At 61.7% G+C, this 25,529-nt stretch carries 24 protein-coding genes and 1 pseudogene; 18 read left to right on the top strand and 7 right to left on the bottom strand.

Annotation, left to right across the window (positions count from 1 at the left end; genetic code table 11):
* The 4 genes and pseudogenes from EN808_RS26650 to EN808_RS26665 all read left to right on the top strand — a co-directional run.
* Positions 1-278 (top strand): annotated as a pseudogene (locus EN808_RS26650) (aminotransferase class I/II-fold pyridoxal phosphate-dependent enzyme); the annotation flags it as partial.
* Between the two features lie 184 nt (positions 279-462).
* Positions 463-897 carry a DUF2267 domain-containing protein gene (locus EN808_RS26655; RefSeq protein WP_127280177.1) on the top strand — a complete coding sequence of 145 codons (435 nt, stop codon included), beginning with the start codon at positions 463-465 and terminating at the stop codon, positions 895-897.
* Positions 898-900: 3 nt separating this feature from the next.
* Complete coding sequence (locus EN808_RS26660; protein WP_135917203.1) at positions 901-1,599, top strand: phosphoribosyltransferase; 699 nt, start codon at positions 901-903, stop codon at positions 1,597-1,599.
* Positions 1,599-2,045, top strand: a complete 447-nt coding sequence (locus EN808_RS26665) for a pyridoxamine 5'-phosphate oxidase family protein (RefSeq protein ID WP_127280175.1) — start codon at positions 1,599-1,601, stop codon at positions 2,043-2,045. Before EN808_RS26660 ends, EN808_RS26665 begins: the two co-directional genes overlap by 1 nt.
* A gap of 74 nt (positions 2,046-2,119) precedes the next feature.
* On the opposite strand, the gene EN808_RS26670 is transcribed toward EN808_RS26665, so the two are convergent.
* The gene (locus EN808_RS26670; RefSeq protein WP_127280174.1) at positions 2,120-2,956 is read right to left on the bottom strand and encodes a universal stress protein; all 837 of its coding nucleotides are present in this window, start codon (positions 2,954-2,956) and stop codon (positions 2,120-2,122) included.
* A gap of 175 nt (positions 2,957-3,131) precedes the next feature.
* On the opposite strand from EN808_RS26670, the gene EN808_RS26675 reads away from it, so the two are divergent.
* Both EN808_RS26675 and EN808_RS26680 read left to right on the top strand, forming a co-directional pair.
* Complete coding sequence (locus EN808_RS26675; RefSeq protein WP_127280173.1) at positions 3,132-3,530, top strand: cytochrome c; 399 nt, start codon at positions 3,132-3,134, stop codon at positions 3,528-3,530.
* A 113-nt stretch (positions 3,531-3,643) separates the two neighbouring features.
* The gene (locus EN808_RS26680; RefSeq protein WP_245525137.1) at positions 3,644-5,137 is read left to right on the top strand and encodes a bifunctional aminoglycoside phosphotransferase/ATP-binding protein; all 1,494 of its coding nucleotides are present in this window, start codon (positions 3,644-3,646) and stop codon (positions 5,135-5,137) included.
* A gap of 19 nt (positions 5,138-5,156) precedes the next feature.
* On the opposite strand, the gene EN808_RS26685 is transcribed toward EN808_RS26680, so the two are convergent.
* Positions 5,157-7,838, bottom strand: a complete 2,682-nt coding sequence (locus EN808_RS26685; protein ID WP_135917205.1) for a bifunctional acetate--CoA ligase family protein/GNAT family N-acetyltransferase — start codon at positions 7,836-7,838, stop codon at positions 5,157-5,159.
* Between the two features lie 165 nt (positions 7,839-8,003).
* On the opposite strand from EN808_RS26685, the gene EN808_RS26690 reads away from it, so the two are divergent.
* The 5 genes from EN808_RS26690 to EN808_RS26710 all read left to right on the top strand — a co-directional run bounded on the left by EN808_RS26690 (position 8,004) and on the right by EN808_RS26710 (position 12,697).
* On the top strand, positions 8,004-9,857 hold the full coding sequence (locus EN808_RS26690) for a heavy metal translocating P-type ATPase (RefSeq protein ID WP_135917206.1): 1,854 nt from the start codon (positions 8,004-8,006) through the stop codon (positions 9,855-9,857).
* Positions 9,858-9,885: 28 nt separating this feature from the next.
* A complete protein-coding gene (trxC, locus tag EN808_RS26695; RefSeq protein WP_127871018.1) occupies positions 9,886-10,335 on the top strand; it encodes a thioredoxin TrxC in 450 nt (149 codons plus the stop codon).
* A gap of 13 nt (positions 10,336-10,348) precedes the next feature.
* On the top strand, positions 10,349-11,602 hold the full coding sequence (locus EN808_RS26700; protein WP_127871017.1) for an MgtC/SapB family protein: 1,254 nt from the start codon (positions 10,349-10,351) through the stop codon (positions 11,600-11,602).
* Between the two features lie 85 nt (positions 11,603-11,687).
* On the top strand, positions 11,688-12,074 hold the full coding sequence (locus EN808_RS26705) for a hypothetical protein (protein WP_127277177.1): 387 nt from the start codon (positions 11,688-11,690) through the stop codon (positions 12,072-12,074).
* Between the two features lie 32 nt (positions 12,075-12,106).
* Positions 12,107-12,697, top strand: a complete 591-nt coding sequence (locus EN808_RS26710) for an NAD(P)H-dependent oxidoreductase (protein ID WP_135861776.1) — start codon at positions 12,107-12,109, stop codon at positions 12,695-12,697.
* A 30-nt stretch (positions 12,698-12,727) separates the two neighbouring features.
* On the opposite strand, the gene EN808_RS26715 is transcribed toward EN808_RS26710, so the two are convergent.
* On the bottom strand, positions 12,728-13,711 hold the full coding sequence (locus EN808_RS26715; protein ID WP_127277182.1) for a zinc-dependent alcohol dehydrogenase family protein: 984 nt from the start codon (positions 13,709-13,711) through the stop codon (positions 12,728-12,730).
* 151 nt (positions 13,712-13,862) lie between these two features.
* A complete protein-coding gene (locus EN808_RS26720; RefSeq protein ID WP_127277185.1) occupies positions 13,863-14,360 on the bottom strand; it encodes a sulfocyanin-like copper-binding protein in 498 nt (165 codons plus the stop codon).
* Positions 14,361-14,615: 255 nt separating this feature from the next.
* Between EN808_RS26720 and EN808_RS26725 the strand changes: the two genes are divergently transcribed.
* Together EN808_RS26725 and EN808_RS26730 are read left to right on the top strand one after the other, a co-directional pair.
* Complete coding sequence (locus EN808_RS26725) at positions 14,616-14,894, top strand: PepSY domain-containing protein (protein ID WP_189343527.1); 279 nt, start codon at positions 14,616-14,618, stop codon at positions 14,892-14,894.
* 43 nt (positions 14,895-14,937) lie between these two features.
* Entirely contained in the window at positions 14,938-15,468 is a 531-nt protein-coding gene (locus EN808_RS26730) for a cytochrome b/b6 domain-containing protein (protein ID WP_127277208.1), read from the top strand.
* A 123-nt stretch (positions 15,469-15,591) separates the two neighbouring features.
* On the opposite strand, the gene EN808_RS26735 is transcribed toward EN808_RS26730, so the two are convergent.
* Positions 15,592-16,020 carry a plastocyanin/azurin family copper-binding protein gene (locus EN808_RS26735; RefSeq protein ID WP_245464307.1) on the bottom strand — a complete coding sequence of 143 codons (429 nt, stop codon included), beginning with the start codon at positions 16,018-16,020 and terminating at the stop codon, positions 15,592-15,594.
* A 331-nt stretch (positions 16,021-16,351) separates the two neighbouring features.
* Between EN808_RS26735 and EN808_RS26740 the strand changes: the two genes are divergently transcribed.
* Both EN808_RS26740 and EN808_RS26745 read left to right on the top strand, forming a co-directional pair.
* Positions 16,352-16,999: a helix-turn-helix domain-containing protein gene (locus EN808_RS26740; protein ID WP_135917208.1), complete on the top strand. Its 648-nt coding sequence runs from the start codon at positions 16,352-16,354 to the stop codon at positions 16,997-16,999.
* A gap of 52 nt (positions 17,000-17,051) precedes the next feature.
* Positions 17,052-17,567: a GNAT family N-acetyltransferase gene (locus EN808_RS26745; RefSeq protein ID WP_135917209.1), complete on the top strand. Its 516-nt coding sequence runs from the start codon at positions 17,052-17,054 to the stop codon at positions 17,565-17,567.
* A gap of 39 nt (positions 17,568-17,606) precedes the next feature.
* On the opposite strand, the gene EN808_RS26750 is transcribed toward EN808_RS26745, so the two are convergent.
* Positions 17,607-18,773, bottom strand: a complete 1,167-nt coding sequence (locus EN808_RS26750; RefSeq protein ID WP_135917210.1) for an acetate/propionate family kinase — start codon at positions 18,771-18,773, stop codon at positions 17,607-17,609.
* Positions 18,774-18,824: 51 nt separating this feature from the next.
* Complete coding sequence (locus EN808_RS26755) at positions 18,825-21,248, bottom strand: phosphoketolase family protein (protein WP_135917211.1); 2,424 nt, start codon at positions 21,246-21,248, stop codon at positions 18,825-18,827.
* 420 nt (positions 21,249-21,668) lie between these two features.
* Between EN808_RS26755 and EN808_RS26760 the strand changes: the two genes are divergently transcribed.
* From EN808_RS26760 to EN808_RS26770, 3 genes are all read left to right on the top strand, one after another.
* Entirely contained in the window at positions 21,669-22,523 is an 855-nt protein-coding gene (locus EN808_RS26760; protein WP_135917212.1) for an oligopeptide/dipeptide ABC transporter ATP-binding protein, read from the top strand.
* Positions 22,520-23,491: an oligopeptide/dipeptide ABC transporter ATP-binding protein gene (locus EN808_RS26765; protein WP_135917213.1), complete on the top strand. Its 972-nt coding sequence runs from the start codon at positions 22,520-22,522 to the stop codon at positions 23,489-23,491. The genes EN808_RS26760 and EN808_RS26765 overlap by 4 nt, the downstream gene beginning before the upstream one ends.
* 65 nt (positions 23,492-23,556) lie before the next feature.
* Positions 23,557-24,363, top strand: a complete 807-nt coding sequence (locus EN808_RS26770) for an aspartate/glutamate racemase family protein (RefSeq protein WP_135917214.1) — start codon at positions 23,557-23,559, stop codon at positions 24,361-24,363.
* Positions 24,364-25,529: the final 1,166 nt, after the last annotated feature.

Here is a 25,529-nt window from a genome sequence, read left to right on the forward strand (position 1 = left end):
TCGGCGACCCGGAGCTGTGCAAGATGGCCAGCGACCGGCTGCTTGGCGTGCACGGCCTCTATATCCAGCCGATCAACTACCCGACCGTGCCGCGCGGCACCGAGCGGCTGCGCATCACGCCGACGCCATTCCATTCGGATGCGCTGATCGCCGAACTGCAGGACGCGCTGGTCGAAACCTGGGACGCGCTCGGCATCCCCTACGGTTCGGCGGGACGGCCGGCCGTCGCGAAAAGCGACCGGATCATTCCGCTGCTGGTGCAAAAATCCGGCGGCTGAAACCCGCCGCTTGCGCAAACGGTGTTCGTCCCCTTTGCCAGCGGGTGCGCGGCCTCCTCGAACTGGTCGAGGCGGCTGTAGAAAACAATCGGGGCGACGCACTTTTGAACGATTTGATCCTGCTCAATGCTCAAAGCCTTTCGATGCCTGAGAATGGAGTTCAAATCTTCGAGGAGCATCCGCCATGGGTCATATTTCCCACACGTCCTTTGCTGACTTCACGCACGCTGGCCAGCAGGCGCAACAATGGGTCAAGGAGCTCGCCAAGGACCTCTGCTGGAGCGAACCGAGCGCGTGCCGTCTCCTGAGATCCGTTCTACACACGGTGCGGGATTGGCTTTCGCCAGCAGAAATGGCCGATCTCTCGGCGCAACTGCCTGTTTTGGTCCGCGGCATCTATTTCGAAGGCTGGAACCCCGCGGTGCCTGCGCATGAGCGCACCAAGCGCGACTTTATTATCAGCGTTAGAAACAGTTTCGGCTACGATGAGGAGATCGATTTCGATGTCGCGATCAGTGCCGTTTTCAAGCTTCTCGACCGTCACATTTCGCATGGCGAGATCGTACAGGTCAGAAACTCGATGAAGAAGTCGCTGCGAAAACTGTGGCCGGTGGATTGACCGATGTTCCGCGACCGGGAAGACGCTGGAGTCAAGCTTGGCCTGGAACTGAGCAAGCTTCAATTGCATCACCCGATCGTACTGGCATTACCGCGCGGCGGCGTGCCCGTCGCAGTGGAAGTGGCCAAAGCCCTCCACGCTCCTCTTGATCTGCTTATCATCCGCAAGGTGGGCGCCCCGGGCAATCCCGAGCTGGCTGTTGCCGCAATCGTCGATGGCGACCCTGGGGAGGTCGTGCTGAACCGTGAGATTGTCGAGACCTATGCACTCGACGAATGCGAGCTACGTGTCTTGATTGCAAATGAGCGACCAGAACTCGAGCGCCGGCGCGCTGCCTATCGCTGGAAGACCAGACCGATCTCGATTGCGGGAAAGACCGCGATCATCGTCGATGACGGGGCCGCGACCGGTACGACCATGAAAATCGCGATCCGCGCCCTCAAGCGCCGGTCACCGAGGGAAATCGTCGTGGCAATTCCTGTTTCACCGCAAGAGACGGTCGTTGAACTGGAACAGGAAGCGGACCGTGTGGTTTGCCTTAGTCAGCCAGGACAGTTCCGGGCCTTGGGCCACCACTATCTGCGGTTCCCGCGGCTCTCTGACAACGACGTTGTCTTCGCTATGGACGAGGCTGCCCAACTGTACAAAACTGGCCAGCGGCACGTTTCCGGCCTAGCCGTAAAGAACAGGAGATCGCACTAATGCAGATCAGCACGCTTTCGGCTTTGGAATGTACCAAATTGCTGACGGCCAATCGTGTTGGCCATCTGGCATGCGCTAAGGATGGGCAGCCCTATGTCGTGCCCTTCCACTACGCCCATTCGGACGCTCATCTTTACGCGTTTTCCATGCCGGGCAAAAAGATCGAATGGATGCGGTCCAATCCGCTGGTGTCCGTCCAGGTGGACGAACATGGCCAGGGCCGAGGATGGAGAAGTGTCATTGTCGATGGCCGATATGAAGAGCTGCCCGACCGGATCGGCCACAAGCTTCAAAGGGACCATGCCTGGTCGGTGTTGAGCAAGCACACCGACTGGTGGGAGCCCGGCGCACTCAAGCCGATCACTCCTCCCGCGGCCGACAATGCACCGCATGTCTTCTTCCGGATTCTGATCGAGCAGGTGTCCGGTCGAGAGGCGAGCGAGTAAGTCCGCAACCCTTCGCTACAGGAACGAGAGCGGGCCGGCGCAAGCTGCGCCGGCCCGCTCTTCCCTGTGAATTGCTATCGCGCCATGAAGACCGGCAACGATTGACCTTCAAGCATCGACTTGGTGACCCCACCGAAAATCCGTTCGCGCAACCGGGAATGACCGTAGGCGCCCATGACCATCAGCTCAGCCGCAACGTCGCCGGCATGCTGGCGAAGCACATCGGCAACCGAATGGTTCGCGCTCGGCAGCCGGTCGACCGTAACCTTCACGCCATGCCGGGCAAGATAGGCCGCGGCATCTGCACCCGGCTCCTCGCCATGATGGAACTCATCTTCAATAGGATCGACGATGACAAGGCGCACATCTTCGGCGCCCTTCAGCATATCGAGGGACTCGCGGACGGCGCGCGATGACTCAAGGCGGGCGTCCCATGCAACGAGGACGCGTTTCGGCTTCAGCGTCGGCCGCGTGCCCTCGGGAACGAGCAGAATAGGCTTTCCCGACGAGAACAGCGTGCCCTCGATGACTTTATCCTTCAGCGTATGGCTTGCCAGCAAATCTGGCCCGAGAATGGTCAGATCGGCGTAGCGGGCACGCCTTCCGATGACGTCGTCCGCCCACCCCGTGTCGGGATAGTCGTCGCTCAGATCGGCCGATACGGCGCTCTGGGAGAGAAAGCCGGCGACATCCGAAATTCTCTTCTCGAGCCTTTTCAGCTCGGCCTGGCGTTCCTCCAGCCAGGCAGGCGAAACGACAGCGGCATACTCGCCGCCTGAGGGCGGCGCGGCAAGCTCGAGAACGAGCACGGAGAGATGGGCGCCGACCTGTTCGCACAGCGAGGCGGCTAGCTTGAGATCACCTTCACCCTGGTTCGGCCCGGTAACCGTAAGCAAGGTCCTGAAAGTCACGGCGGCAACTCCTGATTTCGATTGAAGGATCAGTCGTGGTTTCAGTCATTAGCGAGGCTGCCCGATGCGTTCATTGCGCTGAATCAAATACCGTGACCGCGGCGGCATTTGATCCGCATCAACGCACTAGCAAACCAGGGCTGTAGGTTTCAGTCGATCAGTCGGGGAAACGCAGATGAAATTCCTGATCGCGGCGATTTTGGCGGGATTGGCCCTCAACGCAGCTGGCGCCCAGGAACTCGGCAACGGCAAGGCGGAATACATGAACTCATGCGCCGTCTGCCATGGCCTTGAAGGCAAGGGGGACGGCCCGTTGGGCGACGAGTTGTTGAAGCGGCCAAGCGACCTGACGCGCCTCTCCAGGCGCAATGGCGGCGAATTCCCTTATTGGCGCGTCTTTGCCGTCATCGACGGCCGCGGCATGGTGCCGGCGCATGGCAATCGCGACATGCCGGTCTGGGGTCGGCAATTCCTTCCGGGTGACGTGAAGAAATATGGGCCGAATGCCGGGGAAATCGTCACCAGGGAACGGATCCATGATCTGGCCGGTTATGTCGAGACGTTGCAGCAATGAAAACAGAGGGCGCAAACAGTCTCCGCACGACACAGGCATCGATGAGGCCGGACATGGTCGTTGACGAGCAGCAATCCGCTACGGCGTTCCTGCTTGATCCCGCCTCCTATGGCATGGCCGGACAGGTCGAAGCGATCGAGACTCATATCTCGCGAATTTTCTTGATCGATGGACGTGCCTTTAAGATGAAACGGGCGGTCAAGCTGCCCTATGTCGATTTCTCGACGCCAGCACTAAGGCTGGCCGCTTGCGAAAAAGAGGTGGAACTCAACGCCAGGACCGCACCCGGCCTCTATCTGGGCGTGCGGCGCATTACCCGCGAAGTCGACGGCAAACTCGTTTTCGATGGCGCTGGCCAAATGGTCGATGCGGTGATCGAGATGGTCCGGTTTGATCAGTCGAGGCTCCTTGATCGGATGGCGACCGCGGGAGAACTGACGCCAGCGCTGATGACGGCGGTCGCACGCATGATCGTGGGACATCACCGTGCGGCGCCGAAGATCCACAACGGAACCGGCTCATTCAATTTGATGGGCGTGCTCGACATCAACGAGGCCGGCTTTGGCACCAGTCACGTTTTTACAAAACGGGAGATCGAGACGTTTGCCCGGGCTTTCCGCACCGCACTCGCGCGCCATTCCGGATTGCTGGATCGCCGGGAGGCCGCGGGCAAGATCCGCCAGTGTCATGGCGATCTGCACCTGCGCAACATCTGCCTTTTCGATGGCGAGCCTCGCCTCTTCGATTGCATCGAATTCAATGACCAGATCGCCAGCATCGATGTTCTGTACGACCTTGCCTTCTTGCTGATGGACCTTTGGCATCGCCGTTTCCCAGAGCTCGCCAATCTCGTGATGAACCGCTACCTCGACGAGGCCGATGACGAGGATGGCTTTGTCCTGCTGCCTTTCTTCATGGCGGTGCGGGCGGCTGTGCGCGCGCATGTCACCGCCACCCAGGTCGAGGAAGGCAGCGCCGATTCCGGCAAATTGACTGCCGAGGCCCGATCCTATTTCGAACTGGCCCGAACATTTCTGCAGCAAACGCCGCCCAGGCTCGTTGCCATCGGCGGTCTCAGTGGTTCAGGCAAGACGACCATTGCCGAGGCGCTCGCCGCCCATATCGGTGCGCCGCCCGGTGCGCGCATAGTCGAAAGCGACCGCATCCGCAAAGCGATGCACGGCGTGCCCGCCGAGGCCAGGCTGCCGGACAAGGCCTATCGTCCTGATGTGTCCGATCGCGTCTACAACGAAATGGCATGGCGCGCCGGCTTGATTCTCTCCGAGGGTGGCTCGGTTGTAGCTGATGCGGTTTTCGACAGACCGGCCGATCGTGAGCGGATCGAGAAGGCGGCGCGAGACCGGGGTATTCCATTCTTCGGTTTCTGGCTGGAGGCGGATCCACTCGTCCTTTGGCGACGGGTCAGCGAACGCAAGGGCGGTCCCTCGGATGCAACGGTCGATATCCTTTCGCGTCAACTGCAGCGAAAAGCCGGCCAGGCCAGCTGGCGCAGGACCGATTCCGATCGAAAGCCCGTCGACATTGCCGCGGAACTGAGGAGATGTTGGCAGCGCGATGCTTCCGAAACCCTGTGCACGGCCTCCTGACTGTTGCGGATGATTGACCTCAACCGAGTTCGAGCTTGGCCTCGACAAGCCCTGGCTCGTTCGGAAGATGCATCAAGGAGAAGCCGAATTCACGGCACATTGCCAGCATCTTGCTGTTTTCACTGAGCACGATACCTCCGATGCGGCGGATCCCATCGGCCTTTGCATAATCGATGATCTGGCTGAGCAACTCCCAACCTAGGCCATGACCCTGCAAGTCCGTCCGCACCAGCAATGCGTATTCGGCGCTGACGTGGTCGGGATCGCAGGACAACCGGCTGATGCCAGCCAGCGCGCCAGTGCTCTTGTCCAATGCTACGAAAGCCATATTGCGGTCGTAGTCGAGCTGGGTGAGCCGCTTCAACACCTGATCGGAGAAGCTTTTTCGCGGCGAAAGGAAACGCAGGCGCAAATCGTCAGACGAAATTTTGGCCAGGAATTCGGGATAGAGCGCGATGTCGGTCGGCTTGATCGGCCGGACGTGATAATGCGCGCCACCTGCCGACGTTTCCTTCTCCCAACCTGACGGGTAGGGCCGGATGCACAGTGCAGGATTCGGCCCAGGTTCCTCCACCCGCTTCGGTTCGATCTCGATGCGTGCATCGAGCGCGATCACGCCGGCGGTGTCCGCGAGCAACGGATTGATGTCCATTGATACGAGGCACGGAAAGTCGACAACCATCTGCGATAGGCCGTTGAGCGCCGCAACGATCGCCTGCTGATCCGCGGGTTTGCGATCGCGGAATCCGTCGAGCAGCCGACCGATCCGCGTTTGCCCGATCAGGTCACCGGCAAGAACGTCGTCAAGCGGAGGCAACGCGATCGCGGTATCGTCCATCACCTCAACGGCGACGCCACCCGCCCCGAACAGGAGAACCGGACCGAAAATCGAATCATGGCTGACACCAAGGATCAGTTCCTGAGCCTGTTTTCGCACCACCATCGGCTGTACGGCATAACCCTCGATATCGGCCTGAGGATCGTGCTTATGCAACCGGGCCTCGATTGCGCGTGCTGCCTCCTCGGCTGCCGCCGCGGCTGCAATGCCGAGCACCACCCCGCCAACGTCCGACTTGTGCGAGATCGCCTTTGACAGCAGCTTGACGACGACCTGCTCGGATGTCTTGAGAAGTCGGCCGGCCGCCTGCCCCACTTTGGCAGGGGATCTGGCGATGATCGTTTCGGGCACCGGGATGCCGTAGGCGGAAATCGCCGCCTTGGCCTCGGGCTCGGTCAGCATGCGCCGGCCTTCCCTGGCGACCTGCCTGAATAGGGCAAGCACCGCTTCTCGACCGCTCGTGGCGGCCTCGCCGTGGCTCGACGGCGTACGTAGCAGGGCCCGCTGGGCTCGCGACCAGTCGGCGAGGTAGGATACGGCCGTCGCGGCATCGGCGGGTGTCTCGAGGCTGGCAATCCCCGCGTCCTGAAGGATACGTCGCCCTTCGCGCGCCGTGTGTTCGCCAAGCCAGCAGGTCAGGACCGGTTTGCCGCCGATCTTACCGTCCTGCGCGAGCGTTGCCACCGCGCTTGCCGCGCCGAGCGGCGAGCCGAGCCCGGTCGGGCAGTTCATGACCAGGACAACGTCGGTCCCGGCATCGGCCGCGATGGCCTCGACCGCGACCCGGTAGCGCTCAGGCGGAGCGTCGCCGATGATGTCGACCGGATTGGCATGCGACCATGTGGCCGGCAGGACGGCATCCAGGCGGGCAATCGTTCCCGGCGCGAGTTCGGCCAACTCCCCGTTGCAGTCGATAAGTTGGTCGACGGCAAGCACGCCGGCGCCACCGCCATTGGTGACGATGCCGACGCGGGCTCGCTCCAGCGGAGCAAAGCGGGCGGTCGTTTCAACCGCGTCGAACAACTCGGCCAGGCCTTCGACGCGCAGGATGCCCGCGCGCCGCAATGCGGCATCGACGACACGATCCGCGCCCGACAGCGCGCCGGTATGGGTCGCGGCCGCTTTGGCCGCCTGCTCGTGCCGGCCCGACTTGATGACGATCACCGGCTTGAGGCGCGCGGCGGCGCGCGCCGCCGACATGAACTTGCGCGGATTGGGAATGGTTTCGAGATACATCACGATGGCGTGGGTGTGCATGTCGCCCGCCAGCATGTCGAGGCAGTCCCCCACATCGACATCGGCCATGTCGCCAAGGGAGACGATCTGCGAGAAGCCGACATTGTTGTCGGCCGCCCAGTCGATCAGCGATGTGGCAATGGCGCCGGATTGCGACAGCAGTGCGATGTTGCCGGACTTCGCGGCCATATGCGCAAATCCGGCATTTAGCTTCATCGGCGGGATCATCAGCCCGACCGTGTTCGGCCCGATGATGCGGAAGAGCGTGGGCTTGGCAGCGTCCAGCATCGCCTGACGCAGGCCATTCTCGCGCGTAAGCCCGGCAGTGATCACGACCGCCGTCCGCGTGCCCTTTTCAGCAAGGTCGCGCACGATGCCGGGAACTGTCTCAGGCGGCGTAACGATGACACCAAGGTCTGGGACGTCAGGCAGATCCGCCGCTTCAGCATAGCATTGCCGATCGGCGATCTGCGAATATTTCGGGTTGACCGGCCAGATGTCGCCCTCGAAGCCACCGCTGACGATGTTGTCGAAAACGACATGGCCGACGGAGCCTTCGCGCACCGACGCACCGAAGACAGCAACGGACTTCGGGGCGAACGCATGTTCGAGATTTCGGATCGTCACCCCTTGTGTCTCCTGTTAGCGGCGATAATCGCCGGTCGATCTTGCCCGTTCGTTGCGTTGGATCAAAGCGTTCTGTGGTTCTCGCGACTAGCTGTTGCCCGAGTTCGACGCGCTCGTCAGCGCTGACGAAAATTGGCGAGCATCGATCAGATCGGAAGGCATCGCATGAACGAGTCCATCCTGCGACGCGCATTGCTGGTGATTGCCATCCTGGGTCTCGCCGTTGGGATCGGAGCGTGGCGAACCGGGCTCGGGCCCCTTGAGGCCGACACGATCTGGACGGTGGCGACGTTGCCCGTGGTAGCGGCTCTCGCCATCTCCATCCTGCGCGATTTCTGGATCGGCCGCTTCGGTGTCGATGCTATTGCGCTGGTGTCGATGTCCGCCGCGCTGTTTCTTGGCCAACCCTTGGCGGCAGTGGTGGTCGCGATTATGTATGCGGGCGGCACGGTGCTTGAGGATTTCGCTCGCGGCCGCGCGGAACGGAACCTCAAGGCATTGACCGACCGATCGCCGCGTGTCGCCCACCGAACGTCAATGCTGGGGACAGAAACCATCTCTGTCGAGGACGTTGATGTCGGCGACGAGATTCTGGTCCGGGCCGGCGAACTGCTCCCCGTCGATGGCATCCTGCTTGATGCTTCGGCCTCTCTCGACGAGTCCGCAGTGAGCGGAGAACCCCTGCCGGAACGGCGTAGCGCGGGGGATGTGCTGCGCAGCGGCACCGTCAATGCGGGCGAGACCTTGAGCATGCGGGCTTCTGCCCTCGCGGAACAGAGCACTTATGCCGCGATCGTACGCATGGTCGCTGCAGCGCAGACCGCGAAATCTCCATTCATTCGCATGGCCGACCGGTTTGCCCTGTTCCTTCTGCCAGCCACTCTGCTGGTTTCCGGCGCCGCCTGGTATGTTTCCGGCGACCCAATCAGAGCGCTTGCGGTGCTGGTCGTCGCAACGCCCTGCCCGCTCATCCTTGCTGCCCCCGTTGCATTCATCGGCGGCGTCTCGCGTGCCGCGCGTGCCGGCATCCTTATGAAAGGCAGCACGGCGCTGGAGGCTCTAGCGCAAGTCCGAACCGCGATCTTCGACAAGACGGGGACCTTGACCATCGGTGGCGCCGAGCTCATCGAAATCGAAGCCGCACCCGGCCGTGACGCGAACCATCTGCTGCAGCTGTTGGCATCCCTGGAACAGGCCTCACACCATGTGCTCGCCGACTCGATCATCCGGGAGGCGCGCGGCAGACAGCTGATGCTTTCGCATCCGCGTGATGTCCGCGAGCATCGCGGCGCGGGCCTGAAGGGCCGGGTCGAGAACATTGCGATCGCCTCCGGATCGCGGGCTCTTGTGCTCGCCGACAGTCCCCTGCCCAACTGGGCGAAAGGGGGCGAAGAAAAATACCGGGACGAGGCGGTGCTCAGGGTCTTTGTAGCACTCGGCGGGCAGCTTGCCGGTGTTTTCACGTTCGGCGACGCCCTGCGTGTTGATGCGCATGATGCACTCGGCAAGCTGCGCTCCGCTGGCATTGATCGCATGATCATGCTCACAGGCGACGACGGCGTGGCGGCCAAGCGCATCTCCGCCCGGCTCGACCTCGACGCCCTGGTCGCCGATGCGACCCCTGCCGAAAAAGTCGCGACGGTCACAGCCGAGAAAGCCTTGGCGCCGACGATGATGGTCGGCGACGGCATCAACGATGCACCCGCCCTTGCCGCCGCGACGGTCGGCGTCGCCATGGGCGCGCGTGGGGCGACGGCCTCTTCCGAGGCGGCGGACGTCATCGTGCTGACCGACAGGCTGCTGCCTGTCGCCGATGCCGTCCGGATTGCACGGCGAACGCGATCGATCGCCTTGCAAAGCATCATTGCCGGACTGGCGCTGTCGGGGCTGGCAATGATCGCAGCGGCCATGGGGCAGATCACGCCGGTTGCCGGAGCGCTACTTCAGGAAGGGATTGACGTGGCGGTTATCCTGAACGCTTTGCGGACCCTTGGCGATGGACATCTGTGGCGCGCATAGTGGTCGAGAACAAGTTCGGTGAATGGCCATGGCACAGCAAAATCTGGTGGTTTGCAGCAAATGCGGCGGAGTCAATCGCCTGCCGCCGTCACGAAATGCCAGTGAGGCAAAATGTGGAAAGTGCCGGACCAGACTGTTTTCAGGTCACCCCCCGGACGTCGACGCCAAGACGTTCGATCACCAGATTACGCGAAGCAGTATTCCCGTTGTCGTCGACATCTGGGCACCTTGGTGCGGCCCCTGCAAGATGATGGCGCCGGCCTATGAAGCGGCGGCAATCGAACTGGAGCCACATGTTCGCCTGATCAAACTCAATTCCGAAAATGAGCAATCTGTCGCGGCAAGGCTCGGCATTCGCGGCATCCCGACCATGATTCTGTTCCATGGCGGACGCGAACTCGCGCGCACATCTGGCGCAATGACGGCAGGCCAGATCGTCAGGTGGGTTCGCGACCGCCTGCCGACGGTGACCGCCTGAAGTCGTCGCGCCAATGGATCCGCTCATCGCCCGGCTTGGACTGGCCCTCGCAATAGGTCTCCTTGTCGGCTTGGAGCGTGGTTGGCAAGAGCGGGATGCGCCCGACCGCAGTCGCACAGCTGGCATCCGGACATTCGGCATATCCGGGCTGCTTGGTGGCGTGCTCGCGGCGCTGGCCAGTGCACTAGGCTCCGTATCGGTGCTCGTCGGAGGCTTCATCGCCTTTGCGGCAATCTTTGCCTGGTACAAGGCGCGTGAGGCTGCCCATGACGAGGATTTCAGCGTCACGAGCGTGATCGCAGGCCTGGGCGTTTTCGCCCTTGGCGCGCTTTCCGTAGCCGGCGATTATCGGGCTGCTGCTGCGGGCGGGGCGGCACTGGCGGCAATCCTGGCCAGCCGAGAAGTCCTGCACGGTCTTTTGAAGCGACTGACCTGGGTCGAACTGCGTTCGGCGCTGATCCTGGCAGTGATGACGGCGATCGTCTTACCCCTGTTGCCAAACCGGACGATGGACCCGTGGGGCGGTTTCAATCCTTGGGAAGTTTGGTTCCTGACGGTGCTGATGGCCTCGATATCGTTCGCCGGCTACGTGGCTGTTCGCATTCTGGGAAATACGCGTGGGCTGCTGGTCAGTTCGCTCGTCGGTGCGATCGTCTCTTCCACAGCGGTGACCTTGGCGCTTGCCCGCAATGCCGCGTCGGGCGGCAATCCACTGCCGCTCGCCGGGGCGGCATCCCTGGCTGCAATGGTTTCGGTGCTCCGCGTCTGCGCCGTGATTCTGATCATAGAGCCAGGCGTGTTCGCTTCGGTCGCTATAGCGGCGATGGCAGCCGCGCTCGCCTTCGCTGTCTGCGGCGCATTGCTGATGACTCGCGACAGCGGGAATGAGGAACGCAGCGCTATTGCGCGCAATCCATTCGAGCTGGGTCCGCTGTTGCTGTTCGCGCTGCTCTTCGCGCTTGTCGCGACCGCAAGCGCTGGATTGGCAGCTCAATTCGGCAGCCGCGGCTTGCTGGTTACCTCAGCGCTGGCAGGCACGTTCGATGTCGACGTCTCGGTGCTCAGTGCCTTGCGGCTGGTCAAGTATTCGGTCCCCGTCGAGACTGTCGGTCAGGCTGTGCTGGCGGCACTGGCGGCAAATGCGATCGGCCGCCTGTCACTGGCGGTATTTGCCGGTCCGATCAGGTTCTGGGTGCCGCTGGCCGGCGCAACCCTGACCGCTGCGACCGCCGGCTATGGCGCCATGTTGTTGCCTGGCCCGGGATAGAAGCGCGGTTCTTGAGCCATCTTTGATGCGGATCAAGGGGCAGGCCCAGCTACGGCTCTATGGGACTCCTTAAAAGGAGTTCGCCATGACCAGTTTGAAGGACCTTACCCCGAAATTCCGCCATGTCCGGCTGCTGCTAGCCCGCGAGAAGGATCACCCGGGAGGAGATCGTGAAGAGGGTTACGACGTGCTGGCTCCGCTGAACGGCGAAGGGCGTATCGATGCCGAAGAATGGAAATCGCACAGGGCCTCATGTCGAGTTCGCCGCTTTCGGACTGGCGAGGAGGATCTGATCGGCCGGCTGAGACGCAAGCCCGGCGGGCAGTGGTATTTCGACTACGCCGAAGGCGACCGCGATGACGAAATCGGCTTTCATCTCGGCGACGAACGGTTCGTGACCGGTGAATATGTGTCGATCGAGCGCAACGGCACCATGCACACCTACCAGGTGGCAAGGGTCGAGCGGCCATGACGCGGCAACGCCTGGCTCCCTGGGAGTAGACCATGTCGCGACGCATCCTGATAGTGGTCGGCCATCCAGACCCGTCCCCGGATCGGCTCTGCCGCGGTCTTGCCGACGCCTATGGCGAGGGCGCGGGAAAGGCAGGGCATGGTGTCCGCCGGGTCGATCTGGGGGCAATCGATTTTCCGATGCTTCGGACGATGCAGGAGTTCGAGCATGGTGCGGTTCCCGATGAGTTGAAAGAAGCAGCCGAGGCGATCGTGTGGGCTGAGCATGTCGTCTTTGTCTTTCCGCTGTGGCTTGGAACCATGCCGGCCATACTCAAGGCATTTCTGGAACAGGTCATGCGGCCGGGAACGGCCTTTGCCTATCCGGACAAGGGCGGCGGCTTCACCAAGACATTGCTTCGTGGCCGCTCGGCGCGCGTCGTGGTGACGATGGGCATGCCTTCCGTCGTGTATCGGCTATGGTTCCTCGGACACGGCATCGCCGGCCTGAAGCGAAGCATTCTGCAATTTGTCGGCATCAGTCCGGTACGCGAGACCTTGTTCGGCATGGTCGCTGGAGCCAGCGATGCGACCCGTGCGAAGTGGATCCGGCATATGCGCGAACTGGGTGGACGGGCCAGATAACGCTCCCACATAACGCTCGTTGAATGCCGATCACGGCACCAGGACGGCGGCGCCGCTCAATCTGCCTTGCCTCACATCGTCCAATGCCTGATTGGCCTGTTCCAGCGGGTAGACCTTGGTGTACGTGTGCACCCGAGCGCGCCTGGCAATGGGAAAGAACTCTTCGGCGTCGCGGCGCGTCAGGTTTGCAACCGACACCAGTTCACGCTCTTCCCAGAGCAACTCGTAGGCCATCGCCGGAATGTCGCTCATGTGGATGCCGCCGCAAACCACCCGGCCGCCCTTGCGCACGGCACCAAGTGCGATCGGCACCAGGTCACCCACAGGAGCGAAGATGATCGCGGCATCGAGCTGCCTGGGCGGAAGCTCCTCCGACCCGCCCGCCCACGTCGCGCCGAGCGAGCGGGCGAATTCCCGTGCTTCACTGTCGCCGGGCCGGGTGAAAGCGAAGATGTCACGACCCTGCCAGATTGCGATCTGCGCAACGATATGTGCAGCGGCACCGAAGCCGTAGATCCCGAGCCGCTTGCCGTCACCGGCCTTCTTCAGGCATCGCCAGCCGATCAGGCCAGCGCAAAGCAACGGCGCCTGCGATACGGGGTCGGCATCCGTGTCCAGATCGAAGGCGAATTGCGCGTCGGCAATGACATGGCTGGCGAAGCCGCCATCGCGTGTATAACCCGTGAAATCTGGCTGATCGCAGAGATTTTCATTCTCCGCGACACAGTAGGGACAATGCCCGCAAGTGTGCCCAAGCCAAGGCACGCCAACCCTGCGCCCGATCCTGGAACGCGCCACGCCTTTGCCGACGGAATCGATAGTGCCGACGATTTCGTGACCCGGAATGAGCGGCAGTTTCGGATGACGCAGATCGCCATCAATGACATGCAGATCGGTCCGGCAGACAGCGCATGCCTCGATCCTCAACCTGATCTCACCGGGTCTCGCTATGGGATCAGGCCTGTCGACCAGCTTCAATGGCACGCCGATGTTTTCGAGCACCATCGCTCTCATGACGTGCTCCATGTTGCCCCGGAAAAACAAATGCCGTGACTGCCCAGCCTCCGCCGTGGCGCGGCCAAACCGACAAGGCCGGCGATCCCGGCAGGCTTTCGAAAACTGCGGCAGTCACAGGTTCCGGCCAGGCGGCTGCCTGCTTCATTATCTATGGCTCGACGGTGAATTCGGCCCACATGCCGGCTCCATAGTGACCTGGCACGTTGCAGATAAGCAGGTATTTTCCAGCCTTCAGCTCGACGGTCAACGTGCCTGATTTTCCCGGATCAAGCTCCGAAACTTCGCCCTTGTCGCCAGCCTTGTCTTCGTCGACGCGGTTCTCGGCTTCAAGGTAAGGAAGCGGCTTGCCGGGATCGGCAAGGTGCATCACGATCATTTCGTGGACGGTGTCCTTGGAGTCATTCTTCACATTGAATGTGACCTCTCCGGCCTTTGCCACACTTGGCAAAGCCTTGATGCCCATGGTCGCCTTGGCGAGATCGAGGCCCGGCGCTGCATACGCAAGACCCATCGGCATCTCCGTGCTCGCGCCCTTGTCCCAGAGCGAAACCTGGACGAGCGCGTCAGCCTGGGCGGCGCCGGCATGGCTAGCCATGAGCATTGCAGCAGCAAGCCCAAATGTTGCTTTCCTCAATACGGTTTTCATGGCGATCCTCTTTCCGGGTGGGCAGCAGAAGTGCTCTACATCCGGCCGTCATCCTGCTCACGACGTCACCCGCCGTCCTTGCGCCAGATCAAATTGATCGGCGCGGCCCCGATCGGTGCCGATGATACAATTGTCAGCCAGTTGTCAGCTTGAATTGATTATTTCGCTCCAATGGCGGTGAGAATCGCCGTCTGGACGATCGAAGATCCACCTGCGGGCGCAACATCGGCGCTCAACCTTCCGAATGGAGTCATCATGTATCGCACACTCGTTTTCGCCGCTTTGGCTGGCATGATCGCGGGACCGGCGCTCGCCGCCGGCGGCAGCTGCAGCACCGCCCCAAAATCGCAATTCAAGCCCAAGGCAACACTGGAAGCACAATTGACTGGCGAAGGCCTCACCGTGCGGCAGATCAAGGTCGAGAAGGGCTGCTATGAGGTCTACGCGGTCGATAAGGCGGGCAAAAAGGTCAATCTGGCCTACAATGCCGAGACCCTTGAAAAGCTCGACAATGCCGAAGCCGGCGAAAATTGATCAGAACGTTCCGGCAGCAGCAGGCGCGCACCCATCGCCGCCGATGGTGCGCGTCTGGGATCGGGCCGTGCGGAGTTTCCATTGGGCATTGGTGCTCAGCTTCGTCACGGCCTGGCTCACCTCCCATTCCTCGGAGGGTATCCACCACTGGGCCGGATACGCCGCCGCCGCCCTCATCGGCATAAGGCTTTTGTGGGGTGTTCTTGGTACCCGCTATGCGCGGTTCTCCCAATTCGTGCGTGATCCGGCGACTGTCGCGCGTTATCTCTCGGCAATACTGAGCGGCCGCGAGGCCCGATATATCGGCCACAATCCGGCTGGCGGCGCGATGGTGATCGTCTTGATCGCGGCGATGGCTTCAACCGCTCTTACCGGCTGGCTGATGACGACCGACGCCTATTTCGGTGTGCCCTGGGTCGAAGCCGCACATAGCCTGGCGGCGCACGGCCTGTTGCTCCTCGTCTTGCTTCATATTGGCGGTGTCGCCCTGGCAAGCTTTCGCCACCGCGAAAACCTGGTCCGAGCCATGATCACCGGACGAAAACGCAGCGCCGAACCGGCGGACATCGCTTGACGATCGGCCAATCATCAACCCGGCGCCGTATCGGGCGCAAGCGGTAGCGGTCTCGATCGGGGAAGCAATGAACAGCAACCCGCCGCGCCTTTTGGCGGGCGGGTTGCAGCGTTGGATCACCGTCTACTTGACCAGGATCGTTGCCCACATTCCATTCATGAAATGACCGGGGATATTGCAAAAAACGGCATAGCTGCCCGGCTTGAGGTCCAGGGTCAGCGATCCGGTTTTGCCTGGATCGAGTTCGGAAACCTCGCCGAGATGGCCGGCCGCGTCCTCGTTGACGCGATTTTCATTTTTCACATACGGCAATGCGGTCTTTTTCGCATCCGCGGCCGGCACGACGATCATTTCGTGAACCGTGTCCTTGGACGTATTGCTGACTTTGAAGGTAACCTCGCCCGCGGGTACGACGGTCTTGTCCAGCTTGATGGCCATCGTCGCCATGCTCATGTTTGCCGGCATGCCCATCCCCATCTTGGCGTCCGGGTTCACGGCACCGTCCTTGTCCCAAAGCTTTACGTTGACGGTCGTGTTGGCGAAGGCTGGCACCGACGCCGTCAAGAGGACCAAGACCAGTCCGGACTTGAAAAACTGCATGTTAGAATTGCTCCTGATCGCGTGCGGCGACCCCGCAGCCGATGGTTTTGAAGAATCATTTCCGGTCGCAGCGCCGGGCTAGCGCGGCCAAGCTGACAACAGGCTGACAATGGAGACAGGGCCGGAAGAGGCGACACCCTCGCGCCAAGCCGGCGCATCGAATCTGCTCTGGACATGAGCGGGCCGGCGCGTGCCTAGGTAGTTTCCCGTAGGGACAAAACCGAATTTCGCGACCCGCGGATTCGCGCGATTGCTGTGTCGCGAAACAACCTGGACAACAGCCATGCACGCTTACACCGCCTCCAGAATTTCATTGCCGTCGCATTCTGCTCAGCCAAGCCTGCCAGTGGCCCTCGACTCGGAAACGCAACAGCCGGTCAGCTTCTTTCCCGCCGGTTCGGAGATTTATGCTCAAGGCGAGAAGGCCGGCGCTTTCTACCAGGTCGAATTCGGCGCCGTACGCATCTATCGCCTGCTCGCGGACGGCCGCCGGCAGATTAGCGCCTTCCACCTCGCCGGAGAGACGTTCGGCTTCGAAGGCGACACGACGCATCATTTCTTCGCCGAAGCGATCAATGCCACCGGGGTACGCGCCTTCCGCTTCAGCGCTGGAGCGGACATGTCCCATCAGTTGCTTCCCCTGGCACTCAAGGGCCTGACGAGGGCGCAGGAGCACCTCCTTGTCCTCGGTCGTCAGAACGCCATCGAACGTGTCGCCGCCTTCCTGGTCGACATGATGGAGCGGCAAGGTGGATTGCGGCAGGTGGAGCTGCCGATGTCGCGCATGGACATCGGCGACTATCTCGGACTCACTATCGAGACCGTGTCGCGGGTTTTCACCCGGCTGAAGGATAAGGGCGTGATCCGCCTGCTCAACCTGCGCAGCGTCGAAATCCTCAAGCAGGATGTGTTGCAGACCATGGGCGAATGAGCCCTCCCAAGCAGACAGCGTAACGTCAGCCTCAGATCAGGACCCTGTTGTCATGCACCATACACTTACCACCCACACCGGATTTCGCTTCGAAGTGCGCCGCGCGTACCCTGAGGATGAGCCAACGCTGGCCGAGTTCTTCACCCATGTGACCCCGGACGACCTGCGCTTTCGCTTTCTCGGCGCGGTGAAGGAGGTCTCGCATGAACGGCTGGTCGCGATGACGCGTTCAGACGACGCCCATATCCATAATTTTCTAGCCTTCTCCACCGACGGAATGCTGATCGCGGTTGCAACGCTGGCAGGCGATGCCGCCGATCGAAACGGTGAGGTCGCGATATGCATTCGTGCGGATCGCAAGCATCTGGGCGTTGGTTGGGAGTTGCTCGCTTATATCGCGAACTATGCCGAAGACCTCGGCCTGGAAGCGATCGAGTCGATCGAGAGCCGCGAGAATCGTGCCGCGATCGAGGTCGAGCGCGACATGGGCTTCACCGTCACGACCGATCCCGACGATGCGACGCTGGTCCTGGTTCGACGGGAGCTGGGGGCGCGATCAGCCGCTTAGCTGCCTTGGCCCCTTCCGGGCCGTTGTGGGCGCGGCAGGTCAAAAGACGAGCATCTCCGCGGCCACAGCGCATTCTTCATCCGCAGGAATGACAAGGACATCGACGCGGGAAGTCGCGTTGCTGGCCAGTTCCTCGCCCTCTCGGTTTCGCTTCTCGTCGAGATCGACTCCAAGCCAGGCAGCGGCACCGCAAATCCTCTCCCGGACCAACGGCGCGTTTTCGCCGATGCCAGCCGTGAACACCAGCGTGTCCAGTCCTCCCATGGCAGCGGCCAGCGATCCAATCTCACGTCCGATCCGATAAACGAAGAGCGCGACAGCCTCGGCGGCGGCGGGATCGTCCGAGGCGATCAACGTCCGCATATCACCCGATATTCCAGACACTCCGAGCAGGCCCGATTGCTCGTAGAGAAGCGTGACCATTTCGTCTCCAGACAGTCGCCGTTCCTGCAGCAAGTGAAGGATAATCCCCGGGTCGAGCGCGCCACAGCGCGTGCTCATCACCAGGCCGTCGAGCGTCGAAAACCCCATCGTCGTGGCGATGCTTCGTCCGGCGGCCATCGCGCACAGGCTGGCGCCACTGCCGAGATGGGCAACGATCGCCCGACCGCCGGCGTGCGCGCCGTATCGGTCACGCAGCTTCGCAGCGATGTGACTGTAGGACAGCCCATGAAAGCCGTAGGAAACGATGCCCGCGTCAGTCATCGCGCACGGCAGCCCGTAGATTTTGGCGAGCTCCGGTCTGGTCGAATGAAACGCCGTGTCAAAGCAACCGACCTGGAGGGCCTGCGGCAAGATTTCAGCGGCCAGCGCGACAATCTCGAGATTGATCCGCTGGTGGATGGGCGCCAGCGGCTCTAGCAGGCGCAGTGCTTTGAGCGTGCGTTCGTCGAGCAGCGTCGCTTCGGTGAAGTCACGCCCACCGTGAACGATCCTGTGTCCTACCCTGTCGATGCGGCGCAGGAGATCGTTTTCGGCGAGCACGGATGCAACCGCCGCGAACGCCTTGCCCACACCGATCGGTGCTTCGCCCAAGCTCTTGTCGAACTTTGACCTGCCGGCCGCAGCCTCGACTCGCAGCCGCGGTTGTTGACCGAGAGAGGAGACATTGCCGCGCAGCAGCAGCGGGAGCTCACCGCGTCGCTCGAAAACGGCGAACTTCAGGCTCGAAGAACCGCCGTTCAGGACAAGGATCGCATCGGTCATGAAGCCATCCTATATGTTGCCGTTTCCTTGCGCTTGCGAACGGGCATCCGCTCAATCTGGACGCCTCGGCCCCGCATCGGCATCCTGTTCCCACTTCCACTCAAGGATTTCCGGCATATCCTGCCCTTGGGCGCGAATATAGGCTCGATGTTCAAGCAGCTTGCTGTCCATCGCCTGCTTAACCCCGACCCGCATGCTCTTCAGTCGTGGAACCCAATCTACGACGCTTTGGACGATATGAAAGCGGTCAAGGCCGTTCAGCACCGTCATGTCGAAGGGCGTCGTGGTCGTGCCCTCCTCATTGTAGCCGCGCACATGGATGTTGTCGTGGTTGGTGCGTCGATAGGTCAGGCGATGGATGGTCCAGGGATAGCCGTGATAGGCGAAGATCACCGGCTTGTCGGCGGTGAACAGCGAATCGAACTCGCGGTCCGACAGGCCGTGCGGATGATATTCCTTAGGCTGAAGGGTCATCAGGTCGACAACATTGACCACCCTGATCCTGAGATCAGGAGCCTGTTGCCTAAGGATCTGCACTGCGGCCAGCGTTTCGAGGGTCGGGACGTCGCCAGCGCAAGCCATCACGACGTCGGGCTCAGCTCCATCGTCCGTTGACGCCCAGTCCCAGACGCCGATCCCCGCCCTGCAGTGAACGATTGCCTTGTCCATCGACAGCCACTGCCAAGATGGCGGCTTGCCGGCGACGATGATGTTGATGCGGTTCCAGGTCTGCAGCACATGGTCGGTCACGCACAGCAAAGTGTTGGCGTCCGGTGGCAGGTAGACTCGCACGATGTCCGCCTTCTTGTTGAGGGCGACGTCGATGAATCCGGGATCCTGATGGCTGAAACCGTTGTGTTCCTGATGCCAGACATGGCTCGACAGCAGATAGTTCAGTGATGCGACCGGCCGCCGCCATGGGATATCGCGGCAGGCGTCAAGCCATTTCGCATGCTGGTTGAACATGGAATCGACGATGTGGATAAACGCCTCGTAGCAGGAAAACAGGCCATGGCGCCCGGTAAGCAGGTAGCCTTCCAGCCAACCTTGGCAGGTGTGCTCAGAGAGGATTTCGAGAACCCGGCCATCGCGTCCCAGATGAACGTCTTCGCGCAGGATCTTTTCCATCCAGCCACGTTCGGTCACCTCAAACACGTCCTGAAGGCGGTTCGAGGCAGTCTCGTCAGGGCCGACGATCCGGAAGTTCTTCGAAGCCTCGTTCAACTGCATGACATCTCGCAAGAAACTGCCCATGGCCCGCGTCGACTCGGCCTTGATGGCGCCGGGGCGCTCGAGCGCAATGGCGTGGTCATGCAACCCGGGCAGTTCGAGAGACCTGCGCAGCAGGCCGCCATTGGCGTGCGGATTTGCACTCATTCGTTTCGTTGCCTGGGGTGCCGTGGCACGGATCGCGGCGACAGGAGCGCCGGCAGCGTCGAACAGCTCCTCGGGCCGGTAGCTTTTCAGCCATTCCTCGAGCAGCTTGAGATGCGCGGGGTTTTCCGCAAGGCCTGACAAGGGAACCTGATGCGAGCGCCAGAAGCCCTCGGTCTTCAGGCCGTCGACCTCTTTCGGGCCGGTCCAGCCCTTGGGGCTGCGCAACACGATCATCGGCCATTTTGGTCGTGACGCGGTCGCCGCAGGTCCGTTGCGTGCGGCATGCTGGATAGCCTGGATCTGATCAAACGCATCGTCGAGAACGCTCGCCATCCGCTCATGCATCAGAGCCGGCTCGTCGCCTTCCACGAACAGCGGCTCATAGCCGTAGCCAGCAAACAGCGCGCGCAATTCGTCTTCGGGAATGCGAGCCAGAATGGTTGGATTGGCGATCTTGTAGCCGTTCAGATGCAGGATCGGCAGCACCGCCCCGTCGCGCGCAGGGTTGAGGAATTTGTTGGAATGCCACGCGGCTGCCAGTGGTCCGGTTTCAGCCTCGCCGTCACCGACGACGCAGGCGACCACAAGATCCGGATTGTCGAAAGCCGCGCCATAGGCATGCGAGAGCGAATAGCCCAACTCGCCGCCCTCATGGATCGAGCCGGGCACATCTGGTGCTGCATGGCTCGGGATACCGCCGGGAAACGAAAACTGCCGGAACAGCTTGCGCATCCCCTGCTCGTCCATTGCGATGTCGGGATTGAGCTCGCTGTAGGTGCCCTCCAGATAGGTATTCGCCACCATTGCCGGGCCGCCATGGCCGGGGCCGCAGACATAGATCACATTCGCGTCCCTGAGCCGGATCGCGCGATTGAGGTGCGCATAGATGAAGCTTAAGCCGGGCGACGTTCCCCAGTGGCCGAGGAGACGCGGCTTGACGTGCTCCAGCCGCAACGGCTCGCGCAGCAGCGGATTGTCGAGCAGGTAGATCTGGCCAATCGTCAGATAGTTGGCAGCGCGCCAATAGGCATCGATGTCCTGCAATTCATGCTCGGAAGGCTGGCTCGATTGGGCAAGTAGAGAGGTGTGTTGGGTCATGTCTGGCTCCATTGCCTCTTGGTGCATCTCGCCGTACCGCGACATGCGCCTGTGCCATCGATCTGCAGTGAATGGACACAAACGCTTCCCGCGCTGTTTGGTTCACAGTCAACCGGCCACCGGCACCTAAGGACTTGCGATAACTGCTGTTCGTGACATCAGTAGTAGCGCTGGATCGCGCACGCTTTGATCCACCGCAAAAAAGGCGAGAGAGCGGGGTCGGCCGGTTCGACGCAATCCACAGCCAAAATCTGCGCTGTCACGACATCTGCCTAAGATTGTCCAGGTGTCTGTTGGCGGCCCAGGATCGAACGACGTCCAGCCCCGCGGCGCGATGCCGCCAATCTTCATTCTGCGGCCTGGATCGGCGGCTCTCGGCCGGGTTATGCCAGAACGATTGATCGCGTCGCCCGCTCGGCTGTGGACGAGACCCGCGACCTTTACGACAATGCCTGCGTGCTATTAGCGCTCGCCGCCCTTTTCGCAGCCACGGACCGCATCGCCTATCGCAAGCAGATCGAAATTTTGCTCACGGCCATCGACACGACTCTCGCCGATCCGGCGGGCGGCTGGGCCGAGGACGAGCATGGGACGTTGCCCCGGCGGCAAAATCCACATATGCATCTGTTCGAAGCCTGCCTGGTGCTTGCAACGAAAACGCGGGACGCTTCGCATCGCCGCCGGACGGGCTCTATACGCTGTTCCTCGAACAGTTTTACAATCGGCGCGCGGGTCCCTTGTGTGAATTCTTCGGGCCGGCTTGGGAAAGAGGCCCGAAATTCCAATCCGAAAGGCTGGATCCCGGCCATATGTGCGAGTGGACCTGGCTATTGCATCGATATTCCGACGCTTTCGATCCAGGCACAGATCACCGCGCTGCTGAAACGCATCTGCCGCGACAGGGGAACCGCCGTGATGCTGGTTACCCACGACATGGGAGTGATCGCGGAAACCGCCGACCGCGTGGCGGTAATGTATGCCGGGCGCATCGTCGAAATCGGGCCGGTCGATGACACCATCCGCCGGCCGCAACATCCCTACACGCGCGGATTGATCGGCTCGATCCCGAGCCTGGTGACGCGTCACGAGCGTCTCGTCCAGATTGACGGCGCGATGCCGCGTCTGAATTCCATGCCGCCCGGCTGTGCTTTCCATCCGCGCTGCGTTCTGGCGGATACGCGCTGCCGCAGCGCTCTGCCGCCCTTGCTGGCGAATGGCCCGGGCATGGCAGCCTGCTGGAACCTTGCCGCCGGCGATGCCGTGGAGGCAGCATGACAAACTTGCTCGCCAAACCGACGCTGCGCGTCGACGATGTCGCCTGTTTCTTCGACGTTTCGCCGTCGTGGTTCGACCGTACGGTGATGCGCAAACCGCAACGCACGCTCAAGGCGGTCGACGGCCTGAGTTTTGTGATCCCGCGCGGCACCACGTTTTCGATCGTCGGCGAATCCGGCTGTGGGAAATCGACATTGGCGCGCCTGGTGGTCGGACTGTATCAGCCGACGCGCGGCACGCTTTCGTTTGCGAACGGCAGCGGTCGCGATGGTTTGGTGCGCACCCAGATGATCTTCCAGGACCCCTTCGCCAGCCTCAATCCGCGTTGGCGCGTCGGCGCCATCATCGCCGAGCCAATCAAACAAATGGGTTTGCGCCCCTCGGGCGCGGAGACGCAGACACGCGTCAGACAATTGCTGGAGACGGTCGGCCTTTCCGGTCAGGATTCCAACCGCTATCCGCACGAATTCTCCGGTGGCCAGCGCCAGCGCATCTCTATCGCCCGGGCATTGGCTGCCGAACCGGAGTTTCTGGTCTGTGACGAGCCGACCTCGGCTCTCGATGTGTCGGTGCAGGCGCAGATCCTCAATCTGCTCAAAGACCTGCAGCGTGAACTCGGCCTCACCTATTTGTTCATCAGCCACAATCTGGCGGCCGTGAGGCACGTGTCGGACCGTGTCGCCGTCATGTATCTCGGCCGGATCGTGGAGGAAGCCGCAACCGATGAAATCTTCGAACGGCCGCAACATCCCTATACGCGCTTCCTGCTCGATACCGTGCCCAATCTAGATCGCCCAAACCGCGATCGCGTGCCGGCGACAGTCGACCTGCCGAGCCCGATCGATCCGCCGCCTGGCTGCGCCTACAATCCGCGCTGTCCGCTGGCCACCGATACCTGCCGGACTGACGCACCCGAATCCCGCCCTGTCGGCGGCACGTTGGTGCGCTGCCATCATGCGACCCTCTAGCGCGATGCGCGTTGAGCAGGATCAAAGCAGTCGGGATCATCGCCGCATGGAAGTGAGGTAACGCCTTGCGTATTCTCATCGTCAATCCCAACACAACCGCCAGCATGACCGCGACGATCGCCAGGGCTGCATCCGCGGTCGCGGCGAGCTCGACTGAGATACTCGCCGCCACATCCGGCATGGGCCCAGCTTCGATCGAAGGTTATTACGACGAGGCACTGGCGGTACCGCGTCTGCTTGATGAAATCGCAGGCGCCGAGCGCAATGGGGCTGACGCTGCGGTGATCGCCTGTTTCGACGATACCGGCCTTGATGCTGCACGAGCACTCGCCACCATTCCCGTTATCGGCATCTGCGAAGCCGCCTTGGTGACCGCAGCTTTCATCGCCCAGCGTTTTACCGTGGTGACAACCATGGATCGCTCCCGGGTACCGCTAGAAGCGCTGGTGCAGCGCTACGGGATGCAAAGCAAGGCGAAGGTGCGCGCGGCCGACATTCCGGTACTGTCGCTTGAGGATCCAGCATCGGACGCAAAATCAAAACTCAGGAGCGAGATCGCCCGCGCACTCTCTGAGGATCGCGCTGAGGCGATCGTACTCGGCTGCGCCGGCATGGCCGACCTTATGGATGAGCTGCGCCGCGAATACGGCGTGCCCGTGATCGACGGCGTGGCGGCTGCGGTGAAACAGGCCGAGGCGCTAGTGGCGCAAGGGTTAAGCACGTCAAAACGGGGGGCATATGCCTATCCCTTGGCGAAACCCTATGCTGGCGCGGTTGCATCCTTTGCTCCGGCAGTTTTGGCACCTGCGAACACTGACCACGTCCTCAACAGTGTGACGGGCTTTTACCCCAAGGGAAACGCTTCCGGTTGATTCAGAATCGGTTTGCCGTCGACCAACCGTGCAACCATTCGGTGGCATAAAGCAGGCGATACATTGCCTCCTCGATACTCTTGACCGGCCCTGGACATATCGTGCGATACGGACTGCCAGCGCTCCCGTGTTACCTGGCATCATCCCGTCGAATGCGGCCTCGCCGAGCTCAAGCGGTTCCACGGGTGATGACCCGCTTCGAGAAATAGGTCAAGCCGCGTCGATAGACGCGGGATGCCTGAACGTCCGTTTCTGACATTCCGAGCCTCGAAGCCGCAAGTCTGCAGACGTGAAGAGTTTCGGGCGCCGGCAGGCGTACGAAAGTCCCCGAGGAAGGAACCCGCGGGCCACAAGTCGATGGCTATGGGGATTTCGATCTGCGGCTGATGTCGGCGATGGCGCGACCGCCGCTTGGAAGCGCAGGGGTGGATGCGGACAGGCCGCTTCGTTGCGCCTCCGCGCGGTATTGCCGACCCGAGATGCGGTTGGGTGTGGCCCTGTCGACATCGATAGTCACCATGGGCGCGCGCGGGTCCGTTGCCGGAGGCGAAGCGCCTGCGGCTGAAGGCTCGACCATTCCATGCCGGGTCATGGCGTGCTGCTCCCGCTCGACCGGGAACCGTGTCAATTTTTTGAAGTGTCCGTGATAATTTCCAGCTTGAGATCAAGCAAATGAAGGACGGCTCGCCGTTGCCAGTCTGAATGGTCGTTCTCGCTTGGAAGGACCGCGCTGCATTACAGTCACAGACACGAACCAATGAAGGGCGCACGGCGAACGCCCGCTGACTGAAACCGCCAGAAATACGTCAGTCGAAGTAGCCATCCGCGTGATCATTTGCAAGAAGGACGAGCGTGCGAAATCCGGAGGCGGATCGGGCCACATAATGCTGATGGAACAGGATCATGGCCAAGCGTAGAGGGTGACGATTTTGGTCAGCCTAACCAAGTGCCCAGGGACTAAGCTGCCCTTGAACGACGGTCTCTGAGCGCAAAGGAACCCGCCTATTTGCACGCCGTTGCACGCCGCAACTCTCCGACGCGCCGACTGCACTTACAACCGTTCCCAACTTCGTTCAGATCAATCCTGTTTTTTGCCAGGAGATCGAAAGAGGTCTATCTAAACCAAACAGCGAAAGAGGCGATCGCGCCGGAAATGGTTCGGCAAA

Origin of the sequence: Mesorhizobium sp. M8A.F.Ca.ET.165.01.1.1, from assembly GCF_004792065.1 — a bacterium.
GTDB lineage: Bacteria > Pseudomonadota > Alphaproteobacteria > Rhizobiales > Rhizobiaceae > Mesorhizobium.

Excerpts from the sequence above, each read along its gene's own strand:
- EN808_RS26655 (WP_127280177.1), top strand. The coding sequence starts at position 463 with ATGGGTCATATTTCCCACACGTCCTTTGCTGACTTCACGCACGCTGGC.
- EN808_RS26660 (WP_135917203.1), top strand. The coding sequence starts at position 901 with ATGTTCCGCGACCGGGAAGACGCTGGAGTCAAGCTTGGCCTGGAACTG.
- EN808_RS26665 (WP_127280175.1), top strand. The coding sequence starts at position 1,599 with ATGCAGATCAGCACGCTTTCGGCTTTGGAATGTACCAAATTGCTGACG.
- EN808_RS26675 (WP_127280173.1), top strand. The coding sequence starts at position 3,132 with ATGAAATTCCTGATCGCGGCGATTTTGGCGGGATTGGCCCTCAACGCA.
- EN808_RS26680 (WP_245525137.1), top strand. The coding sequence starts at position 3,644 with ATGGCCGGACAGGTCGAAGCGATCGAGACTCATATCTCGCGAATTTTC.
- EN808_RS26690 (WP_135917206.1), top strand. The coding sequence starts at position 8,004 with ATGAACGAGTCCATCCTGCGACGCGCATTGCTGGTGATTGCCATCCTG.
- trxC (WP_127871018.1), top strand. The coding sequence starts at position 9,886 with ATGGCACAGCAAAATCTGGTGGTTTGCAGCAAATGCGGCGGAGTCAAT.
- EN808_RS26700 (WP_127871017.1), top strand. The coding sequence starts at position 10,349 with ATGGATCCGCTCATCGCCCGGCTTGGACTGGCCCTCGCAATAGGTCTC.
- EN808_RS26705 (WP_127277177.1), top strand. The coding sequence starts at position 11,688 with ATGACCAGTTTGAAGGACCTTACCCCGAAATTCCGCCATGTCCGGCTG.
- EN808_RS26710 (WP_135861776.1), top strand. The coding sequence starts at position 12,107 with ATGTCGCGACGCATCCTGATAGTGGTCGGCCATCCAGACCCGTCCCCG.
- EN808_RS26715 (WP_127277182.1), bottom strand. The coding sequence starts at position 13,711 with ATGAGAGCGATGGTGCTCGAAAACATCGGCGTGCCATTGAAGCTGGTC.
- EN808_RS26720 (WP_127277185.1), bottom strand. The coding sequence starts at position 14,360 with ATGAAAACCGTATTGAGGAAAGCAACATTTGGGCTTGCTGCTGCAATG.
- EN808_RS26725 (WP_189343527.1), top strand. The coding sequence starts at position 14,616 with ATGTATCGCACACTCGTTTTCGCCGCTTTGGCTGGCATGATCGCGGGA.
- EN808_RS26730 (WP_127277208.1), top strand. The coding sequence starts at position 14,938 with ATGGTGCGCGTCTGGGATCGGGCCGTGCGGAGTTTCCATTGGGCATTG.
- EN808_RS26740 (WP_135917208.1), top strand. The coding sequence starts at position 16,352 with ATGCACGCTTACACCGCCTCCAGAATTTCATTGCCGTCGCATTCTGCT.
- EN808_RS26745 (WP_135917209.1), top strand. The coding sequence starts at position 17,052 with ATGCACCATACACTTACCACCCACACCGGATTTCGCTTCGAAGTGCGC.
- EN808_RS26750 (WP_135917210.1), bottom strand. The coding sequence starts at position 18,773 with ATGACCGATGCGATCCTTGTCCTGAACGGCGGTTCTTCGAGCCTGAAG.
- EN808_RS26755 (WP_135917211.1), bottom strand. The coding sequence starts at position 21,248 with ATGACCCAACACACCTCTCTACTTGCCCAATCGAGCCAGCCTTCCGAG.
- EN808_RS26765 (WP_135917213.1), top strand. The coding sequence starts at position 22,520 with ATGACAAACTTGCTCGCCAAACCGACGCTGCGCGTCGACGATGTCGCC.